The organism is Enterobacter sp. BIDMC 27 (assembly GCF_000534415.1).
Lineage (GTDB): Bacteria > Pseudomonadota > Gammaproteobacteria > Enterobacterales > Enterobacteriaceae > Enterobacter > Enterobacter hormaechei_C.
Window position 1 is genome coordinate 819,537 of sequence record NZ_KI973178.1, and the last position, 19,956, is coordinate 839,492.

General features: G+C 55.1%; 20 protein-coding genes. 10 read left to right on the forward strand and 10 right to left on the reverse strand.

What is annotated here, in order from left to right; all coding sequences use genetic code 11:
- Positions 1-9 precede the first annotated feature (9 nt).
- The 6 genes from L463_RS18610 to phoU all read left to right on the forward strand — a co-directional run bounded on the left by L463_RS18610 (position 10) and on the right by phoU (position 5,900).
- Complete coding sequence (locus tag L463_RS18610; RefSeq protein ID WP_017694034.1) at positions 10-1,062, forward strand: fimbrial protein; 1,053 nt, start codon at positions 10-12, stop codon at positions 1,060-1,062.
- Positions 1,063-1,308: 246 nt separating this feature from the next.
- Positions 1,309-2,349, forward strand: coding sequence for a phosphate ABC transporter substrate-binding protein PstS (gene pstS / locus L463_RS18605; protein WP_017383706.1), 1,041 nt, complete (start codon positions 1,309-1,311; stop codon positions 2,347-2,349).
- Between the two features lie 128 nt (positions 2,350-2,477).
- Positions 2,478-3,437, forward strand: a complete 960-nt coding sequence (gene pstC / locus L463_RS18600; RefSeq protein ID WP_015570141.1) for a phosphate ABC transporter permease PstC — start codon at positions 2,478-2,480, stop codon at positions 3,435-3,437.
- Entirely contained in the window at positions 3,437-4,327 is an 891-nt protein-coding gene (pstA, locus tag L463_RS18595; RefSeq protein WP_003861156.1) for a phosphate ABC transporter permease PstA, read from the forward strand. Before pstC ends, pstA begins: the two co-directional genes overlap by 1 nt.
- Before the next feature lie 47 nt (positions 4,328-4,374).
- Positions 4,375-5,148, forward strand: a complete 774-nt coding sequence (gene pstB, locus L463_RS18590; RefSeq protein WP_003861154.1) for a phosphate ABC transporter ATP-binding protein PstB — start codon at positions 4,375-4,377, stop codon at positions 5,146-5,148.
- Positions 5,149-5,174: 26 nt separating this feature from the next.
- Positions 5,175-5,900 (forward strand): phosphate signaling complex protein PhoU, encoded by a 726-nt coding sequence (phoU, locus tag L463_RS18585; protein WP_003861153.1) that lies wholly within the window; start codon positions 5,175-5,177, stop codon positions 5,898-5,900.
- Positions 5,901-5,944: 44 nt separating this feature from the next.
- On the opposite strand, the gene yieH is transcribed toward phoU, so the two are convergent.
- Positions 5,945-6,610: a 6-phosphogluconate phosphatase gene (yieH, locus tag L463_RS18580; RefSeq protein WP_017383705.1), complete on the reverse strand. Its 666-nt coding sequence runs from the start codon at positions 6,608-6,610 to the stop codon at positions 5,945-5,947.
- 165 nt (positions 6,611-6,775) lie between these two features.
- Here yieH and adeP point away from each other — a divergent pair, with 165 nt between their 5' ends.
- Positions 6,776-8,113 (forward strand): adenine permease AdeP, encoded by a 1,338-nt coding sequence (gene adeP / locus L463_RS18575; protein WP_139152767.1) that lies wholly within the window; start codon positions 6,776-6,778, stop codon positions 8,111-8,113.
- Between the two features lie 91 nt (positions 8,114-8,204).
- On the opposite strand, the gene L463_RS18570 is transcribed toward adeP, so the two are convergent.
- The 9 genes from L463_RS18570 to rpmH form a co-directional block, all read right to left on the reverse strand.
- The gene (locus L463_RS18570; RefSeq protein ID WP_032103310.1) at positions 8,205-8,771 is read right to left on the reverse strand and encodes an NADPH-dependent FMN reductase; all 567 of its coding nucleotides are present in this window, start codon (positions 8,769-8,771) and stop codon (positions 8,205-8,207) included.
- 36 nt (positions 8,772-8,807) lie between these two features.
- A complete protein-coding gene (locus L463_RS18565; RefSeq protein WP_032103312.1) occupies positions 8,808-9,554 on the reverse strand; it encodes a 4'-phosphopantetheinyl transferase family protein in 747 nt (248 codons plus the stop codon).
- A gap of 122 nt (positions 9,555-9,676) precedes the next feature.
- Entirely contained in the window at positions 9,677-10,648 is a 972-nt protein-coding gene (gene yidZ / locus L463_RS18560) for an HTH-type transcriptional regulator YidZ (RefSeq protein WP_006808760.1), read from the reverse strand.
- Positions 10,617-11,792, reverse strand: coding sequence for an MFS transporter (locus L463_RS18555; RefSeq protein WP_032103313.1), 1,176 nt, complete (start codon positions 11,790-11,792; stop codon positions 10,617-10,619). The genes yidZ and L463_RS18555 overlap by 32 nt, the downstream gene beginning before the upstream one ends.
- A gap of 111 nt (positions 11,793-11,903) precedes the next feature.
- Positions 11,904-13,268 carry a tRNA uridine-5-carboxymethylaminomethyl(34) synthesis GTPase MnmE gene (mnmE, locus tag L463_RS18550; protein ID WP_015570136.1) on the reverse strand — a complete coding sequence of 455 codons (1,365 nt, stop codon included), beginning with the start codon at positions 13,266-13,268 and terminating at the stop codon, positions 11,904-11,906.
- A gap of 72 nt (positions 13,269-13,340) precedes the next feature.
- Positions 13,341-14,984, reverse strand: a complete 1,644-nt coding sequence (yidC, locus tag L463_RS18545; RefSeq protein WP_003861138.1) for a membrane protein insertase YidC — start codon at positions 14,982-14,984, stop codon at positions 13,341-13,343.
- A gap of 2 nt (positions 14,985-14,986) precedes the next feature.
- Positions 14,987-15,244, reverse strand: a complete 258-nt coding sequence (gene yidD / locus L463_RS23325) for a membrane protein insertion efficiency factor YidD (protein WP_001307474.1) — start codon at positions 15,242-15,244, stop codon at positions 14,987-14,989.
- The gene (gene rnpA / locus L463_RS18540) at positions 15,208-15,567 is read right to left on the reverse strand and encodes a ribonuclease P protein component (RefSeq protein ID WP_006808764.1); all 360 of its coding nucleotides are present in this window, start codon (positions 15,565-15,567) and stop codon (positions 15,208-15,210) included. The genes yidD and rnpA overlap by 37 nt, the downstream gene beginning before the upstream one ends.
- A 16-nt stretch (positions 15,568-15,583) precedes the next feature.
- Positions 15,584-15,724, reverse strand: coding sequence for a 50S ribosomal protein L34 (gene rpmH, locus L463_RS0122575; RefSeq protein ID WP_000831330.1), 141 nt, complete (start codon positions 15,722-15,724; stop codon positions 15,584-15,586).
- Positions 15,725-16,362: 638 nt separating this feature from the next.
- On the opposite strand from rpmH, the gene dnaA reads away from it, so the two are divergent.
- From dnaA to recF, 3 genes are read left to right on the forward strand one after another with little or no spacing between them, the layout of a single operon-like run.
- Entirely contained in the window at positions 16,363-17,757 is a 1,395-nt protein-coding gene (dnaA, locus tag L463_RS18535) for a chromosomal replication initiator protein DnaA (RefSeq protein ID WP_017383700.1), read from the forward strand.
- Between the two features lie 4 nt (positions 17,758-17,761).
- Positions 17,762-18,862 carry a DNA polymerase III subunit beta gene (gene dnaN, locus L463_RS18530; RefSeq protein ID WP_015570134.1) on the forward strand — a complete coding sequence of 367 codons (1,101 nt, stop codon included), beginning with the start codon at positions 17,762-17,764 and terminating at the stop codon, positions 18,860-18,862.
- The gene (recF, locus tag L463_RS18525) at positions 18,862-19,935 is read left to right on the forward strand and encodes a DNA replication/repair protein RecF (protein WP_000060091.1); all 1,074 of its coding nucleotides are present in this window, start codon (positions 18,862-18,864) and stop codon (positions 19,933-19,935) included. The genes dnaN and recF overlap by 1 nt, the downstream gene beginning before the upstream one ends.
- The last annotated feature ends 21 nt before the right edge of the window (positions 19,936-19,956 follow it).

Genomic DNA, 19,956 nt, shown 5'->3' on the forward strand with positions numbered 1-19,956 from the left:
AGGATTAAAATGAAACTGCAATACTGGCTTTTAGCCTTACTGACCTGCGTCTTTTATGCGCATGCGGCCCCAACCGGTTATTGTGTGCCAGACAATGGCAAATATCATAACTACCTCAATTTTACAGAGCAGTTTTCCATTACGGACAATATAGCCGGGACGACAACGCTTATTAATGTGAATAATAACAACACCTCGTTTAAAGGTACCTGCTATTGTCTGACCGGGCCGAATCAGAGTTACGATCACACCTACATAACCAGCGTCGTTAATCCGGCGCTGGTGCCTGCGGGAAGCAGGAACAATGTCGCCTATTTTAACCTGAATGAAAACGTTGATATCGGCCTGCTTGTTTACATACTTGGTGTCGGTTATACGGCCGTGCCTTTTGATCATCTGCCGAATAAAACCGGTACACCCTATCAATGTCACAGCGGTGTAAGTTCCGCCACCACGTTTTATAGTGGCGGCTCGGGGCAGGTCTATTTGTACGTTAAAAAAGCCTTTACCGGGGTGATGACGATCCCGGCTACGCTGGTGGCGAATATCTATGCCACGATCGACCCGCGTACCGTCTCGAATGAGATTATTTCTGATGTGATTGTTCAGGGAACAGTGACGGTTCCTCAATCTTGTGAGATTGATGAGGGGCAGGCCATAGTTTTTGATTTCAATAAAATCCTGGCGTCAGAGTTTTCGTCGACTAAAGGGAAAGCGCTGACCGATCGCAAAATCACTCGTACCGTGAACATCAAATGCACCAATATGATGTTCTACGACAAGCTCGACGCAACCCTGCATGCCTCAGCCGTGGCTTCTGATAATTCGATGATTGCGACGGACAACGAAGACGTAGGAATTAAAGTCTACGATAAATATAATCGGGAAGTGAATACGAATGGCGGTGCCCTTGAAGCGGAAACGACTAAAATTCCCGACATCATGGGGGATACGCTGGGCACGCTGACATTTTCAAGCGCGCCTGCCAGCGCGACAGGAGCGAGGCCCAAACCAGGCCAGTTCAATGCAACGGCAACTCTGACGATTGAAATCGCTCATTAAAATGACAACGGCTGTTTATGACAGCCGTTGTCATATCAGCTACGCTAAAACTGATTCATTGCAAAAAAGATGACAAAAATATGACCATGCTGTGAATTAATGGCTTTATTTTTCATGTGGTTACATCCATCGCTGGCTTTGTCATAATACTGTCATATTTCGTACATTTATCTGTCACCTGTTTGTCCTATTTTGCTCATCGTAGCCACTTAAACAATGATTTACGAAATCCTTGCAGGAGACATTATGAAAGTTATGCGTACCACTGTCGCAACTGTTGTCGCCGCGACCTTATCAATGAGCGCTTTCTCTGCCTTTGCAGCAGCAAGCCTGACTGGCGCTGGTGCAACCTTCCCTGCGCCGGTGTATGCCAAATGGGCGGATACCTACCAGAAAGAGACCGGTAACAAGGTCAACTATCAGGGTATCGGCTCCTCCGGTGGCGTAAAACAAATTACCGCGAATACCGTTGATTTCGGCGCATCCGACGCTCCGCTGTCTGATGAGAAACTGAATCAGGAAGGCCTGTTCCAGTTCCCGACCGTGATCGGCGGCGTTGTGCTGGCTGTTAACATCCCTGGCCTGAAATCAGGCGAGCTGGTGCTGGACGGCAAAACCCTGGGTGACATCTACCTGGGCAAAATCAAAAAATGGGATGACGAAGCCATCACTAAGCTGAACCCGGGCGTTAAGCTGCCTTCGCAGAATATCGCGGTGGTTCGTCGTGCTGACGGCTCTGGTACCTCTTTCGTGTTCACCAGCTACCTGGCGAAAGTGAACGAAGAGTGGAAATCTAAAGTCGGTTCCGGCTCTACCGTTAACTGGCCAACCGGTCTGGGCGGTAAAGGCAACGACGGTATCGCAGCCTTCGTACAGCGTCTGCCAGGCTCCATCGGTTACGTAGAATACGCTTACGCTAAGCAGAACAACCTGGCTTACACCAAACTGGTTTCTGCCGACGGCAAACCGGTTAGCCCGACCGAAGAGAACTTCGCCAACGCCGCGAAAGGCGCTGACTGGAGCAAATCCTTCGCGCAGGACCTGACCAACCAGAAAGGCGACGATGCATGGCCTATCACGTCTACCACCTTCATTCTGGTCCACAAAGAGCAGAAGAAACCTGAGCAGGGTGCTGAAGTGCTGAAGTTCTTCGACTGGGCATATAAAAATGGCGGCAAACAGGCTAACGATCTGGATTACGCCAGCCTGCCAGACAGCGTGGTTGAGCAGATCCGTGCTGCATGGAAAACCAACGTGAAAGACAGCAGCGGTAAAGCGCTGTACTAACAGGATATATTTAACGAAGATGGCGGGTGGCGCTGCGCTTACCCGCCCTACGGTTTACTCTGTAGGCCCGGTAAGCGTCAGCGCCACCGGGCATATTCGTAAAAACGTCTCAAAAAGAAGAGTAATTTATGGCTGCAACCAAGCCTGCATTTAACCCTCCGGGTAAAAAAGGTGACATGATTTTCAGCGCGCTGGTGAAACTGGCTGCGCTGATTGTGCTATTGCTGCTGGGCGGCATTATCGTGTCCCTGATTTTCTCCTCCTGGCCGAGCATTCAAAAATTTGGTTTCGCCTTCCTGTGGACCAAAGAGTGGGATGCGCCGAACGATATTTACGGTGCGCTGGTGCCGATTTACGGCACGCTGGTGACCTCTTTTATCGCCCTGCTGATTGCGGTTCCGGTGAGCTTCGGTATTGCCCTGTTCCTGACGGAACTGGCGCCAGGCTGGCTGCGACGTCCGCTGGGTATCGCCATTGAACTGCTGGCGGCCATCCCAAGTATCGTTTACGGCATGTGGGGCCTGTTTATCTTCGCGCCGCTGTTTGCGACGTACTTCCAGGAGCCGGTCGGTAACGTTCTCTCTGCCATTCCGTTTGTGGGGGCGCTGTTCTCCGGCCCGGCATTCGGTATCGGTATTCTGGCGGCAGGTGTGATCCTCGCCATCATGATTATTCCGTACATTGCGGCGGTCATGCGCGATGTCTTCGAACAAACCCCGGTGATGATGAAAGAGTCCGCCTACGGCATCGGCTGCACCACCTGGGAAGTTATCTGGCGCATCGTCCTTCCGTTCACCAAAAATGGGGTGATTGGCGGCATTATGCTGGGCTTAGGCCGCGCGCTGGGTGAAACCATGGCGGTCACCTTTATCATCGGCAACACCTACCAGCTCGACAGCGCCTCGCTTTATATGCCGGGGAACAGTATTACCTCTGCGCTGGCGAACGAATTTGCCGAAGCGGAATCCGGGCTGCACGTCGCCGCGCTGATGGAACTGGGCCTGATCCTGTTTGTTATCACCTTTATTGTGCTGGCTATCTCCAAGCTGATGATTATGCGTCTGGCTAAAAACGAGGGGGCACGCTAATGGCGACTCTCGACATGCAAAACACCGCTCAGCTTGCGGAATCCCGTCGCAAAATGCAGTCAAAGCGCCGGATTAAAAACCGCATTGCGTTGACGCTTTCCATGGCGACGATGGCGTTCGGCCTGTTCTGGCTGATCTGGATCCTGATGTCCACCATCACCCGGGGTATTGATGGAATGTCCCTGGCGCTGTTCACCGAGATGACGCCGCCGCCGAACACGGCGGGTGGTGGTCTGGCAAACGCCCTGGCGGGCAGCGGCCTGCTGATCCTGTGGGCGACCGTTTTCGGTACGCCGTTGGGCATCATGGCGGGTATCTATCTGGCGGAATATGGCCGCAAGTCCTGGATCGCTGAAGTCATCCGCTTCATTAACGACATTCTGCTTTCTGCCCCGTCGATTGTCGTGGGTCTGTTTGTTTACACCATCGTGGTGGCGCAAATGGAACACTTCTCCGGCTGGGCGGGTGTGATTGCGCTGGCGCTGTTGCAGGTGCCTATCGTTATTCGTACCACTGAAAACATGCTGAAACTGGTGCCGGACAGCCTGCGTGAAGCGGCTTACGCGCTGGGTACGCCTAAATGGAAGATGATTTCGGCTATCACCCTGAAAGCGTCCGTCTCGGGGATCATGACCGGTATCCTGCTGGCTATCGCCCGTATCGCCGGTGAAACCGCACCGCTGCTGTTTACCGCCCTCTCCAATCAGTTCTGGAGCACGGACATGATGCAGCCGATCGCCAACCTGCCGGTGACGATCTTTAAATTTGCGATGAGCCCATTCGCGGAATGGCAGCAGCTGGCCTGGGCCGGGGTGCTGATCATCACCCTTTGCGTACTGTTGCTGAACATTCTGGCGCGCGTCATTTTCGCGAAGAAGAAACACGGTTAAATTTTTACGGCGCGGCAGCTCGCGGCGCCGAATGAGGAAATGAGTCAATGAGTATGGTTGATACAGCCCCGGGTAAGATTCAGGTTCGTGATTTGAACTTCTACTACGGCAAATTCCATGCCCTGAAGAATATCAACCTGGATATCGCAAAGAACCAGGTAACGGCATTCATCGGTCCGTCCGGCTGTGGCAAATCCACGCTGCTGCGCACCTTTAACAAAATGTATTCGCTCTATCCGGAGCAGCGCGCAGAAGGTGAAATTCTGCTGGACGGTGACAACATCCTGACCAATACCCAGGATATCGCCCTGCTGCGTGCGAAAGTGGGGATGGTATTCCAGAAACCCACGCCGTTCCCGATGTCGATCTATGACAACATCGCCTTTGGTGTGCGTCTGTTTGAGAAGCTCTCCCGTGCGGATATGGACGAGCGCGTGCAGTGGGCATTGACCAAGGCCGCATTATGGAACGAAACCAAAGATAAACTTCACCAGAGTGGGTACTCTCTCTCCGGTGGTCAGCAGCAGCGTCTGTGCATTGCGCGCGGTATCGCCATTCGCCCGGAAGTCTTGCTGCTGGATGAGCCGTGCTCAGCCCTGGACCCGATCTCAACCGGGCGTATCGAAGAGCTGATCACCGAGCTGAAGCAGGATTACACCGTGGTGATCGTGACCCACAACATGCAGCAGGCTGCACGTTGTTCTGACCACACGGCGTTTATGTACCTGGGCGAGTTGATTGAGTTCAGCGATACGGACGCGCTGTTCACTCGTCCGGCGAAGAAACAAACCGAAGATTATATTACTGGCCGCTACGGTTGATTTGCCTTAGTGCATGTGGAGAAACCATGGACAACCTCAATCTTAATAAACACATTTCCGGCCAGTTTAACGCAGAGCTGGAAAGCATTCGCACCCAGGTGATGACCATGGGCGGCATGGTCGAGCAGCAGCTTTCTGACGCGATCACGGCGATGCACAACCAGGACAGCGAGCTGGCGAAGCGCGTTATTGAAGGCGACCACAACGTCAATATGATGGAAGTCGCCATCGACGAAGCCTGCGTGCGCATCATTGCGAAGCGTCAGCCGACGGCGAGCGACCTGCGTCTGGTGATGGCGATCATCAAAACCATCGCCGAGCTGGAGCGTATCGGTGACGTGGCGGATAAAATCTGCCGTACCGCGCTGGAGAAATTCTCCCAGCAGCACCAGCCGCTGCTGGTGAGCCTGGAGTCTCTCGGGCGCCACACCGTGCAGATGCTGCACGACGTGCTGGACGCTTTCGCGCGCATGGATCTGGACGAAGCGGTCCGTATCTACCGTGAAGACAAGAAAGTTGACCAGGAATACGAAGGCATTGTGCGTCAGCTGATGACCTACATGATGGAAGATTCTCGTACCATTCCAAGCGTACTGACCGCGCTGTTCTGCGCGCGATCCATCGAGCGTATCGGTGACCGTTGCCAGAACATTTGCGAATACATCTTCTACTTCGTGAAGGGGCAGGATTTCCGACACGTGGGCGGCGACGAGCTGGACAAGCTGCTGGCAGGCAAAGATCCGAAAGAGTAATGTGTGTGGCGGGTGGCGCTAACGCTTACCCGCCCTACGTTAATTCAACGCGTAATATCCCACCCGCGCGCCTTCCACAACGCTGGCAACTGCGCCAGATCGGTAAAGGTCGTCACTTTTGGATGATCGATCGGCTTGTTGTGCGGATCGGCGCAGAAGTAAAACACCTCCATCCCCGCATCAATCCCCGACTGTGCGCCCGCAGATGAGTCATCCACCAGAATGCAGTTCTCCACGTTGACGTTCATCGCCTTCGCCGCGTGGAACATCAGCGCCGGATCGGGCTTCCAGCGCTGGATATCGTAGCCGCTGAACAGTTTTTCCGGGAAGTGGTGCAACATCTCCAGCTTGCCGAGCGAGTGCTGCATTTTGCTGACCGGGCCGTTAGAGACTACGCAGATCGGCACCGTCATCGCATCCAGCAGCGCGTTAGCGCCGGCGATAACTTCCAGCTCGGCGTCGAAGAGGCGTGCGACCTCGGCGCGGTACACCGGTTCCAGATCCGCTTTCACCAGATCCACCCCGTGCTCTTCGTTAATGATGTCGATGATCTCGTACAGCTTCACGCCCTTAAAGCGTTTAAACACCTCTTCGAGATCGAGCGTAATACCAAATTCCTGGAACATGGCGACATACGCGCGGGAACAAATGACCTCACTGTCGACCAGCGTACCGTCACAGTCGAAAAATACCGCTTCAATTCCGGACATGCCTTTCCCTTTTAACAAGTTTAACGTTTTCGTACGGCAGTTTAACGAGACGCAATCGTTGCCGTATAAGCAAAATCAATGAAAAAAGTATCTCATAACCGCCACTATTGTCGCATTTTGGTATAGGATAGCGACGAATTTTCCCTCCTTGTTCGGAAATTGATGATGAGTCAACAACACACTACCCAGACATCTGGTCAGGGTCTGCTTGAGCGCGTGTTCAAACTGCGCGAGCACGGCACAACGGCACGCACCGAAGTGATCGCCGGTTTCACCACCTTCCTGACGATGGTGTATATCGTTTTTGTTAACCCGCAAATTCTGGGCGTTGCTGGCATGGATACCAGCGCCGTCTTTGTGACTACCTGCCTGATTGCTGCGCTTGGCAGCATTCTGATGGGCGTGTTCGCTAACCTGCCTGTGGCGCTCGCCCCGGCAATGGGTCTGAATGCCTTCTTCGCGTTCGTGGTCGTTCAGGCGATGGGCCTGCCGTGGCAGGTTGGCATGGGCGCTATCTTCTGGGGCGCTGTTGGCCTGCTGCTGCTGACCATCTTCCGCGTGCGCTACTGGATGATTGCCAATATCCCGGTGAGCCTGCGCGTGGGCATCACCAGCGGTATCGGCCTGTTCATCGGCATGATGGGTCTGAAAAACGCTGGCGTTATCGTGGCGAACCCGGAAACGCTGGTGAGCATCGGCAACCTGACCTCTCACAGCGTGCTGCTGGGCGTGCTGGGCTTCTTTATCATCGCCATCCTCGCGTCCCGCAATATTCACGCGGCGGTGCTGGTGTCCATCGTGGTCACCACGCTGCTGGGCTGGATGCTGGGCGATGTACAGTTCCACGGTATCGTCTCAGCGCCACCGAGCGTCTCTACCGTTATTGGTCACGTGGATCTGGCTGGGTCGTTTAACCTCGGTCTGGCGGGCGTGATTTTCTCCTTCATGCTGGTGAACCTGTTTGACTCCTCCGGTACGCTGATCGGCGTGACCGATAAAGCCGGTCTGGCGGATGAGAAAGGTAAATTCCCGCGCATGAAGCAGGCGCTGTTTGTGGATAGCGTCTCCTCCGTTGCCGGTTCTTTCATCGGGACCTCCTCTGTGACCGCTTACATTGAGTCCTCTTCGGGCGTCTCCGTTGGCGGTCGTACCGGCCTGACGGCGGTAGTAGTGGGCCTTCTGTTCCTGCTGGTGATTTTCCTGTCTCCGCTGGCGGGGATGGTCCCACCGTATGCGGCCGCAGGCGCGCTGATCTACGTAGGCGTTCTGATGACGTCCAGCCTGGCGCGCGTGAAGTGGGAAGATTTGACGGAAGCCGTTCCGGCGTTTATTACCGCAGTCATGATGCCGTTCAGCTTCTCGATTACCGAAGGTATCGCGCTGGGCTTTATCTCTTACTGCGTGATGAAGGTCGGTACCGGCCGCTTCCGCGAGCTCAGCCCGTGCGTGATCGTTGTGGCGCTGCTGTTTGTGCTGAAGATTGTGTTTATTGACGCGCACTGAGGTGCGGTTTGTGGTGTCAGGTGGCGCTTCGCTTACCTGACCTACTGACGAGTGTAGGCCCGGTAAGCGCTAGCGCCACCGGGCTTTTTTATCAGGCCTTCACCCGCTTAATATAATCCCCAAACGCGGTCAGCTGGCCAGAGAGATGGTCACGCGTACTCTGATCCACCACTTCACCCGTCTGCGGGTCGACCTTGTTCTGAATCACGCCGCCCATAAATTCCGGCTTGTTCATCACCATCGCATCCAGGAACACCAGGATCTGACGCAGGTGATACTGGCAGCGCGCGCCGCCGATGGCGCCCATTGAGCTGGTCTGGATCAGCACAGGTTTACCAGACAGCGGCTGCTCCGGTAAACGGGACAGCCAGTCAATGGCGTTCTTCAGACCACCCGGCACCGAGTAGTTATACTCAGGCGTCACAATCACCACGCCGTCAGCCTGACGGATTTGCTCGGCTATCGCTTCCACACCCTGCGGGAACCCTTCTTCCTGCTGAACGTCAGCATCATAAAGCGGGATGTCGCCAATGGACGGCAGGTCACTGATCTCCATTCCCGCAGGCGCCAGCTGCGGCAGCGTACGGGCAACCATCCCGTTAAAAGAACCTTTGCGCAGGCTTCCCAGTAACGTAACAACTTTCAACGTATCAGACATGATTACTCCTGTTTCATCATGATGATCCTGGACGGATCAGCTATGGGTGTATGCTTTTTCTGCCGGTAAACTGGTTAATCGCATCAGGCGCGCGGCGGGCTCGTTGGCGCGCTCAGGTACATCCGGAAGACTACGCCAACCGCGAGTGCTGTCAAACTCCCAGATTTTCAGCCGTTCGATGGCGGGGGTCACCGCAACGGACCAGATCAGTACGTCCTCAGCGTCGCAGAGCGCCTCTACCAGCGAGGCTTTTGTCGCGCGCAGGCGTCCGGAGCCGGGGAGCAGCTGCAACAGGCTGGCGTCGTCTGACGCCGCGCCGCTCAGTTTGCGGATGCTCTGGCGAAGGGTGATGAGCTGCGCTCTGGCTTCAACGGGGTCGTTCTGGTTACGTATCCACAGCTTTTCATTGCTGGAGAGCGGGTATTCATCGAGCGCGTTAGCACCATGGAAGCTGCGCGTGACGCGTTGTAGCTCCATATCCAGGCCGCAATCACCTTCCGTCGTCAGCGCGACGCCAACAATGTTGCCGGTGTACGCAATGGAAAAATGGGGGAGTGCCGGGTCCGCAAAAACCGGACGACCTTCTGGCTGGGTGAGTATGTCCGGTAATTCGCTGGTGCCGTACAGCATAAAAAGCAGTTCTGCGAGGAGCGCTCTGGAAGCTAAAAACCGCGTCCTGCGGTGTTCAGGTAGTTTGAGCGCCTCATTGTGACAGGCTGAAGAAAGTCTGGCCGATACGAGATGCCCTTCCGTTAATGTTCCTCGTGCAAAGTGCGTAGCCATTTTTCGCTCCTTGATAATGGTCGTAGTCGGTTAAACGGTTACATGATTATCGCTTAACTCAGCTTCTGTTTTAATCAGTAAATGGAAATAAGAGAAGCCTGAGCACCGAACTTTACATTATCTTAGGCAAAAACCTGACCTGGTGCGGTATACAGCGCTTTGATCGTCTCGCGCAGCCAGAGGATTTTCGGATTATGGCTGTTCCGTTTATGCCAGATCAGCGTGAAGGGGACGGTGAGCTTTTCTGCCTGCGCCTCATCGATGGGAATGGGCAGACAGACCAGATTACGCTGGTGGAGTTGATTGTAGTGATGGCAGTAGTGCGGCGCAGTGGCAATGTAGTTGTGATCCGGCTGGGCCGCCATAAACATCGACTGTTCAAAACCGGGCAAACTCATGGCGATGTTACGCTCCCGACCCATCTCTCTTAGCACCTCGTCGAGCGCCCAGGTGTCGCTGCGTTCCCAGAAGATGCTGATATGCGGGTAGCGCAGAAACGTCTCCAGATCCCACACTTCCTGGAGCGCGGGATGATCCTCGCGCAAATACACGCACGGACGGTCACTGAACAGGATTTCGTAGTCGATAAACCACGGCATCAGCTTTAGCAGTTCGCGCGAGCGAGGGTGCGTTTCACGCCCGGTGAAGCCCAGATCCACTTCTCCGCGCGTAATGGCGTCCAGCGAATCGTAATCCCATTGGCGCAGCTTCACCGTCGCCTGTGGGTAGCGTTCATTCACCTGCTCCAGCAGGGTATTAAAGCGGATCAGCATCAGCGGTGTTTCGGCGGCGAGCACAAACTTAAGCCCGCCAGGAGAGCTATGGTGGAATTTATCGAGGATCTGGTTGCCAATCTGCATCCAGTCGGCCAAATCCTGTTCCAGACTCACCGTCAGCGGCGTGGGCAATAGCCCTAAAGGCGTTTTCACAAACAGCGGATCGTCGAACCAGTCGCGCAGCTTCGCCAGCGATTTACTCACCGCGGACGGCGTCACGTTCATCCGCTTCGCGGCTTTGGTGACGCTGCGCTCCTGCAACAAAAGTTGCAGGCAAAGTAAAAGATTAAGATCGAGACTGCTGATGGGCTTCTTCATAGTGCGCCGCGGGCTGGATGACCATAAGTAAGGTAATGCAGAGTATGCTACAGCCAATCAGAACCCCGATCAGCATATTCAGCGCGTTAAGGCCGATCACCGCCGCCAGCCAAATCCATAGTGACGAACCGCAGACCTGCGCAATGCCCAGCACCGAGCTTGCCACGCCTGCCCGCAATGAAAACGGGCCAAGTGCCTGACTCATCGCCACACCAAAGCCGACGGAGAATCCGGCGCAGATCAGAGTAATGCCCACCAGCATTACAGCGTGTGAGGTGGCGGTCGCCAGGATCACGCCTGCGGCGAGGAACAGCGTCTGTGAGGTGAGCATCAGCGTGCGCTGGCGGAAGATGTTGAGCGCAAAGGGCGTGGAGAATGAAACCGCCATGCTCACCATCGCGGTTAGCGCCATCACCGTCGAATACTCACCGCGATCGAAGCCCATCGTCTCCATCAGCAACACCGGGGAAACGTTTACATAGGTGAGGATCACCGCCACGCTAAGCGTGGTGATTGTCAGCCGACTCAGGAAAAAGCGATTCATCAGCTTTTCAGCCGGATGGAGGGTTGCGGTGTGATATGGCTGTTGCGAACCGGGATGGGTCTCTTTCAGCACCGTCACGGACAGGATAAAGACGATGGCGCCCATTGCGGCCATGGTCCAGAAAAGACTCTGCCACGGAAATTTAAGCATAATCAGGTAGCCTACAACCGGTGCCAGCACCGGGATGATGCAGGTAATGCCGTTCAGCATCGACAGCACTTTAGCGCGGCGCTGGGCGCTTAAGGTATCGCGAAGAATAGCAAACGCCACCACGTAACAGCCACCCGCGCCAATGCCCTGGATAAAACGGCCTGACAGGAACATTGTGCTTTCCTGAGCTACTGAAGACAGTACTGATGCCAGCGCAAAGATAACTGCACCCGTAATGGCGACGGGCTGACGGCCTGCTTTATCCGCGATTTTCCCGGCAAATACCATCGACGACGCCATTCCCGCGAGGTAGGCCGAAAACGCGATGTGCAGCTGCGCCTCGCTGGCGCCCAGATCGCGGGCAATATGCGGTAGCCCCACCAGATACATATCAATGCCGGCCGGATACAGCAGAACCAGCGCAAAACTACAGAACAGAAAACGAGCCATAAATCCCCCATAGATGCAGGCAAGCAGGATAGGGGGCGTGGAGGGATTAAGCGAGTTGCCATTTGGACAATGGTGATTTCCCTGGAGGAAATCACCCTGTATTAATGGGAATTACTTACCAATGCAGAAGCTCGAGAAAATCCGTCCCAGCAAATCGTCCGACGTAAACTCCCCGGTGATCTCGCTCAGGTTCTGCTGCGCCAGACGCAGCTCTTCCGCCAGCAGTTCACCGGCCCACGCGCCGATCAGCTGGGCTTTACCCTGCTCAAGGTGGCGAGCCGCCTCTTCCAGCGCCTGCAAGTGACGACGACGTGCCAGGAAGCCGCCCTCCATACTGGTGTCGAAGCCCATGCTCTGTTTGAGATGGCTACGCAGGGCTTCCACGCCTTCACCGGTACGGGCCGACAGGCGAATAAGTGAGTGACCATTCACATCGCTGATGCCCAGCGTTTCGCCGGTAACGTCGGCCTTGTTGCGGACCACGGTGATCGGCAGTTTAGCCGGGAGACGGGCGATAAAGTCTGGCCAGATTTCAGCCGGGTCAACGGCGTCGGTTGTGGTGCCGTCCACCATAAACAGCACGCGGTCGGCCTGCTCGATCTCCTGCCAGGCGCGTTCGATACCGATACGCTCGACTTCATCGCTCGCATCGCGCAGGCCAGCGGTGTCGATGATGTGCAGCGGCATGCCGTCGATATGGATATGCTCGCGCAGGACATCGCGGGTGGTGCCGGCTATGTCGGTCACGATCGCCGCTTCACGGCCCGCCAGGGCGTTCAGCAGGCTCGATTTTCCGGCATTGGGGCGACCAGCAATCACCACCTTCATTCCTTCACGTAGCAGGCTGCCCTGGCGCGCTTCGGCGCGAACGGCATCGAGATCGTTCATCACCTGATTGAGCTGAGCTTCAATTTTACCGTCTGAGAGGAAGTCGATCTCCTCGTCCGGGAAGTCGATAGCCGCTTCGACATAGATTCGCAGGTGAGTAAGTGCTTCCACAAGGTGATTCACGCGTGCGGAAAATGCCCCCTGCAACGAGTTCAGCGCGGAGCGGGCTGCCTGTTCGGAACTGGCGTCGATCAGATCAGCAATCGCCTCGGCCTGCGCCAGGTCGAGCTTATCGTTGAGGAAAGCACGCTCGGAGAACTCACCCGGCTTTGCAATGCGCAGGCCAGGCAGGGTCAGAATACGTTTTAACAGCAGGTCGAGGATCACCGGGCCGCCGTGACCCTGAAGCTCCAGCACATCTTCGCCGGTAAAGGAGTTTGGGCCGGGGAACCACAGCGCGATGCCCTGGTCCAGCGGTGTGCCGTCGGCATCCTTAAACGGCAGATAATCAGCGTAGCGCGGCTTTGGCAGTTTACCCAGCACCGCTTCGGCCACCTCACGCGCCTTCAGGCCGGAGATGCGCAGAATGCCTACACCACCGCGTCCCGGTGGGGTTGCCTGGGCGACGATAGTGTCGTTATGGCTCATGGTTGCTCTCGTTCAATACAAATAAAAAAGGCGGTCAATCGACCGCCCTTATTTTAGCGTTAAGTTACCGAATCAGGACTTTTTCTTTTCGCGGCTATGCAGGCCACGTTTTTCCAGACCACGGTAAATCAGCTGCTGCTGGATGATGGTCACCAGGTTGCTGACGATATAGTACAGCACCAGACCTGACGGGAACCACAGGAAGAACACGGTGAAGATGACCGGCATAAAGGTCATGATCTTCTGCTGCATCGGGTCGGTCACGGTGGTCGGAGACATCTTCTGAATGAAGAACATCGTCACGCCCATCAGGATCGGCAGGATGTAGTACGGGTCCTGTGCGGACAGGTCATGGATCCACAGAGCGAACGGCGCGTGGCGCAGCTCAACGGAACCCATCAGCATGTAGTACAGCGCAAGGAAGATTGGCATCTGAATCAGCAGCGGGAAGCAACCACCCAGTGGGTTCACTTTCTCTGCTTTATACAGGGCCATCATCTCCTGGCTCTGACGCTGTTTGTCATCGCCCAGACGCTCACGCATAGCCTGAATCTTCGGCTGTAGCATACGCATCTTCGCCATGGAGGTGTACTGCGCTTTAGTCAGCGGGTACATGATGCCACGAACGATAAAGGTGATAACGATGATGGAGAAGCCCCAGTTACCCAGGAAGCTGTGGATGAACTTCAGCAGCTTAAACAGCGGCTGAGAGATGAACCACAACCAACCGTAATCGACGGTCAGATCCAGGTGCGGCGCAACGGCAGCCATTTTGTCCTGGATTTCCGGGCCGACCCACAGGGTGCTTGCCAGCTTACCGGTTTGACCCGGCTGCACCAGAACTGGCTGAGATTTGTAGCCGATGGCTGCAATACCGTTGCCGAGGTTCGCGGTGTAGAAGTTGTTCGTACCGTCGTTATTCGGTACCCACGCCGTCGCGAAATACTGTTGCAGCATTGCGACCCAACCGCCTTTAGAGCTGACGTTCAGGTTTTCGTTATCGGCAATGGTATCGAATTTGTATTTCTCGTACTTGGTATCTGGCGTGGAGTAAGCCGCGCCACGGAAGGTATGCAGCGCAAAGTTGCTGCTTCCGGTATCACGGTGAGACGGCAGATTGATGGACTGCTTCAGCTGACCAAAGGTAGAGATTTCCAGCGGTTTCGCACCGGCGTTCTGTACGCTGTAGCCCACGTTCACCGCATACTCACCGCGTTTCAGGGTGAAGGTTTTGGTGAAGGTGTTGCCTGCCGCGTCGGTGTAGGTCATCGGGATAACCAGTTCGTTCTGACCATCAGCCAGTACAAACGTGTCATTCTCGACGTTATACAGTGGACGCGCACCGTTAGCCGGGTTATCCGGGCCATCACGACCGGTCAGGCCGCTCTGCGCCTGGTAGATAAATTCAGGCGTGGTTTCCAGTAACTGGAACGGTTCGGTAGACTTCAGCTCTTTCGGGTAGGTCAACAGCAGCGCCTGCTCAACATCACCACCACGGGTGTTGATAGTCAGCTCAAGCACATCGGTCTTAACCGTAATCTGTTTCCCCTGGCCACTGGCCGGTACGCCCTGGTCGGCGGCGCTACCCGCTGCGGTGGTCGTGGTCTGCGTGGTCTGCTGCTGGGGTTGAGGATTTTTATCCTGCTCCCATGCCTGCCAGATCATGAAAGACACGAACAACAAAGCGATGATAAGAAGATTGCGTTGCGAATCCATCGTTAGTGTTCTCTGGTATCAAAAGGTCCTGGAGGGACGGGGTCGTCTCCACCTGGGTGTAAAGGGTGGCATTTTAATACGCGTTTCACCGTCAACCAACTGCCTTTTATCACTCCAAACCTGCGCAATGCCTCAATTCCGTAGCTTGAGCATGTTGGCGTGAAACGGCAGTGTGGCCCGAGTAGCGGACTAATCAGGCGTTGATAGACCCGAATGAGGGCTATCAGGACCCGCGAGCCAGGCGACAGTGGCGGCGCCATAATTTTTCCAACGCTTCCGAGAGAGCACGGTTATCGAGGTCGGCAACCCCTTTTTTAGCCACCACCACGAAATCCATTGAAGGCAGTTCGTGCTGACGTAAACGGAAGCTTTCACGCGTCAGACGTTTAATCCGGTTGCGTTCATGCGCACGCTTAACGTTTTTCTTGGCGACTGTGAGACCGATGCGGGGATGCCCCAGCGAATTTTGGCGGCCGAGGATGGTGATTTGCGGCGTGCCAGCCCGTAATGGCTGCTGGAAGACGAAAGTGAAATGAGTGGGAGTTAACAAACGTAACTCCCTGGGAAATGCGAGCTTAACCACTCAGGGGTTAGCTTTATTACTTGGAAACGGTCAGACGAGCGCGGCCTTTAGCACGACGACGTGCCAGAACCTGACGACCATTTTTAGTAGCCATACGAGCACGGAAGCCGTGAGAACGGTTGCGCTTCAGTACAGACGGTTGAAAAGTGCGTTTCATGGCGATTTCTACCTAAACTTGAAAAAATTCATGACTTTTGCGGATGCCCGACCGAGTTTCGAATGACGGACGCCGAAGCCGTGGGTGATTAAAGAGGCCGGATTGTAATAATTGTACACTCCGGAGTCAATTCTCTTTCCTTAAATCCCTGTGTATTTCCGCACGTTTTCGCGTGGAAAATGAGCAGCGGACGACGCAGGAAGATGAGCATCACGCGCCGGGTCGAGGATTATACGGGCTCAACGATAAAGCGCAAGGATCGTCCCGGATCTTCGTTAGATCATTTAAGCCAAAAATTGTCTGTGCTCATTAAATTTTCCAATATGCGGCCTAAATCGCGAGGCACTCGCGTCAGGATCGTTTACACTTACCCGATTCCGGATCTTCCTGTGGATAAATCGGGAAGAATCTGTGAGAAACAGAAGATCTCTGGCTCAGTTTAGGCTATGATCCGCGGTCCCGATCGGGATCCAGCGATCCTGGTCGGGCATAAACACAACATCGTTCAGGTTGTATCAACGATAGCGTGTATAACCGCAGATAGCGGTTCGCACATCACCCTGATGGGGTCATGTCGATGTGCGCCAACAATCATGAATATTCAATAGTTTTCTTTTATTGTTCGAGTGGAGTCCGCCGTGTCACTTTCGCTTTGGCAGCAGTGTCTTGCCCGATTGCAGGATGAGTTACCAGCCACAGAATTCAGTATGTGGATCCGCCCGTTGCAGGCGGAACTGAGCGATAACACGCTGGCTTTGTATGCGCCAAACCGTTTCGTGCTCGATTGGGTAAGGGATAAATACCTTAATAACATCAATGGACTGCTGAACGATTTCTGCGGGTCAGATGCCCCACAGCTGCGTTTTGAAGTGGGCACAAAGCCGGTCACCCAAACCGTTCGTGAAGTTGTCAATGTGGCAGCCCCTGCACAGGCGGCGCCCGCTCCAGCGCCTCGCGTTGCACCGGTTCGTCAGGGCTGGGATAACGTTCCGGCCCCCGCTGAGCCTACCTACCGCTCTAACGTTAACGTGAAACACACGTTCGATAACTTCGTTGAAGGTAAGTCGAACCAGCTGGCACGCGCGGCGGCTCGTCAGGTTGCCGATAACCCCGGTGGCGCTTACAACCCGCTGTTCCTGTATGGCGGCACGGGTCTCGGTAAAACGCACCTGCTGCATGCGGTGGGCAACGGCATTATGGCGCGTAAGCCCAATGCCAAAGTGGTGTATATGCACTCCGAACGCTTCGTTCAGGACATGGTAAAAGCCCTGCAAAACAATGCGATCGAAGAGTTTAAACGCTACTACCGTTCCGTTGATGCGCTGCTGATCGATGACATTCAGTTCTTTGCCAATAAAGAACGATCGCAGGAAGAGTTTTTCCATACCTTTAACGCCCTGCTGGAAGGCAATCAGCAGATCATTCTGACCTCGGATCGTTATCCAAAAGAGATCAACGGCGTTGAAGATCGTCTCAAATCCCGCTTCGGCTGGGGCCTGACCGTGGCGATCGAGCCGCCGGAGCTGGAAACCCGCGTCGCGATCCTGATGAAAAAAGCCGACGAGAACGACATTCGCCTGCCGGGTGAAGTGGCGTTCTTCATTGCCAAGCGCCTGCGTTCCAACGTGCGTGAGCTGGAAGGGGCGCTGAACCGCGTTATCGCCAACGCCAACTTCACCGGTCGGGCGATCACCATCGATTTTGTGCGTGAAGCGCTGCGCGATTTATTGGCTTTGCAGGAAAAACTGGTCACTATCGACAATATTCAGAAGACGGTGGCTGAGTACTACAAGATCAAAGTGGCAGATTTACTGTCTAAACGTCGTTCCCGCTCGGTGGCGCGTCCGCGTCAGATGGCGATGGCGCTGGCAAAAGAGCTAACCAACCACAGCCTGCCGGAAATCGGTGATGCGTTTGGTGGCCGTGACCATACGACCGTGCTGCACGCCTGTCGCAAGATCGAGCAGTTACGCGAAGAAAGCCACGACATAAAAGAAGATTTTTCCAATTTAATCAGAACATTATCATCGTGACGCTATGAAATTTACCGTTGAACGTGAACATTTATTAAAACCGCTGCAACAGGTGAGTGGCCCATTAGGCGGCCGCCCTACGCTGCCTATTCTTGGAAACCTGCTGCTTCAGGTCGCGGACGGTACGCTGTCGCTGACCGGCACAGATCTGGAAATGGAAATGATCGCGCGCGTTACGCTGACTCAGCCGCACGACGCGGGCGCGACCACGGTTCCGGCACGTAAATTCTTTGATATTTGCCGTGGGCTGCCGGAAGGCGCTGAAATCGCCGTGCAGCTGGAGGGCGACCGCATGCTGGTGCGCTCTGGCCGCAGCCGTTTCTCCCTCTCCACGCTGCCCGCTGCGGACTTCCCGAACCTGGACGACTGGCAGAGCGAAGTTGAATTCACCCTGCCACAGGCGACGATGAAGCGTCTGATTGAAGCCACGCAGTTCTCCATGGCGCATCAGGACGTTCGTTACTACTTAAACGGCATGCTGTTCGAAACCGAAGGTGAAGAGCTGCGTACCGTGGCGACCGACGGTCACCGTCTGGCGGTTTGTTCCATGCCGATTGGCGATTCACTGCCAAACCATTCGGTGATCGTACCGCGTAAAGGCGTAATTGAACTGATGCGTATGCTCGACGGCGGTGAAACGCCGCTGCGCGTGCAGATTGGCAGCAACAATATTCGTGCCCACGTGGGCGATTTTGTCTTCACATCGAAGCTGGTAGACGGTCGTTTCCCGGATTATCGCCGCGTATTGCCGAAGAACCCGGATAAAACGCTGGAGGCGGGTTGCGACATCCTCAAGCAGGCGTTCGCGCGTGCCGCTATTCTCTCCAACGAGAAATTCCGCGGCGTACGTCTGTACGTGAGTGAAAACCAGATCAAAATCACCGCCAACAACCCGGAGCAGGAAGAGGCAGAAGAGATTCTGGACGTCACCTACGCCGGGGCTGAGATGGAAATCGGCTTCAACGTCAGCTATGTGCTGGATGTGCTGAATGCACTGAAATGCGAGAACGTTCGCATCCTGCTGACTGACTCCGTTTCGAGCGTACAGATTGAAGATGCCGCATCACAGTCGGCTGCCTATGTTGTCATGCCAATGAGACTGTAATGTCGCTCACCCGTCTGTTGATCCGCGACTTTCGCAATATCGAAAGCGCGGATCTCGCTTTATCCCCTGGCTTTAACTTCCTGGTTGGCGCGAACGGCAGCGGCAAAACCAGCGTGCTGGAAGCCATCTATACGCTCGGCCACGGCCGGGCGTTTCGCAGTTTGCAGATTGGTCGCGTGATTCGCCACGAGCAGGAATCTTTTGTTCTGCACGGGCGTTTGCAGGGCGCAGAGCGGGAAACCGCCATCGGCCTGACCAAAGACAAGCAGGGCGACAGCAAGGTGCGCATCGACGGCACCGATGGCCACAAGGTGGCGGAGCTGGCGCTGCTGATGCCGATGCAGCTGATTACGCCCGAGGGGTTTACTTTACTCAACGGCGGCCCCAAATACAGAAGAGCGTTCCTCGACTGGGGATGCTTTCACAATGAAGCCGGTTTCTTTAACGCCTGGAGCAACCTGAAGCGTCTGCTTAAACAGCGTAACGCCGCATTGCGCCAGGTCACGCGCTACGCTCAGCTGCGTCCGTGGGACATGGAACTCATCCCTCTTGCGGAACAAATCAGCCGCTGGCGTGCCGAATACAGCGCAGGTATCGCCGAAGACATGGCCGACACCTGCAAACAGTTTTTACCCGAGTTCTCTCTCACCTTCTCTTTCCAGCGTGGCTGGGAAAAAGAGACGGATTATGCCGAGGTGTTAGAGAGAAGCTTCGAGCGCGATCGCATGTTGACCTACACCGCGCACGGCCCGCACAAGGCGGATTTCCGCATTCGTGCCGACGGTGCGCCGGTGGAAGACACGCTGTCGCGCGGGCAGCTGAAGCTCCTGATGTGCGCGCTGCGCCTGGCGCAGGGGGAGTTCCTCACTCGAGAGAGCGGGCGACGCTGCCTGTACCTGATAGATGATTTTGCCTCGGAACTTGACGACGCGCGGCGCGGGTTGCTTGCCAGCCGCTTAAAAGCCACGCAGTCGCAGGTTTTCGTCAGCGCCATTAGCGCTGAACACGTTATAGACATGTCGGACGAAAATTCGAAGATGTTTACCGTGGAAAAGGGTAAAATAACGGATTAACCCAAGTTGAAATGAGCGAGA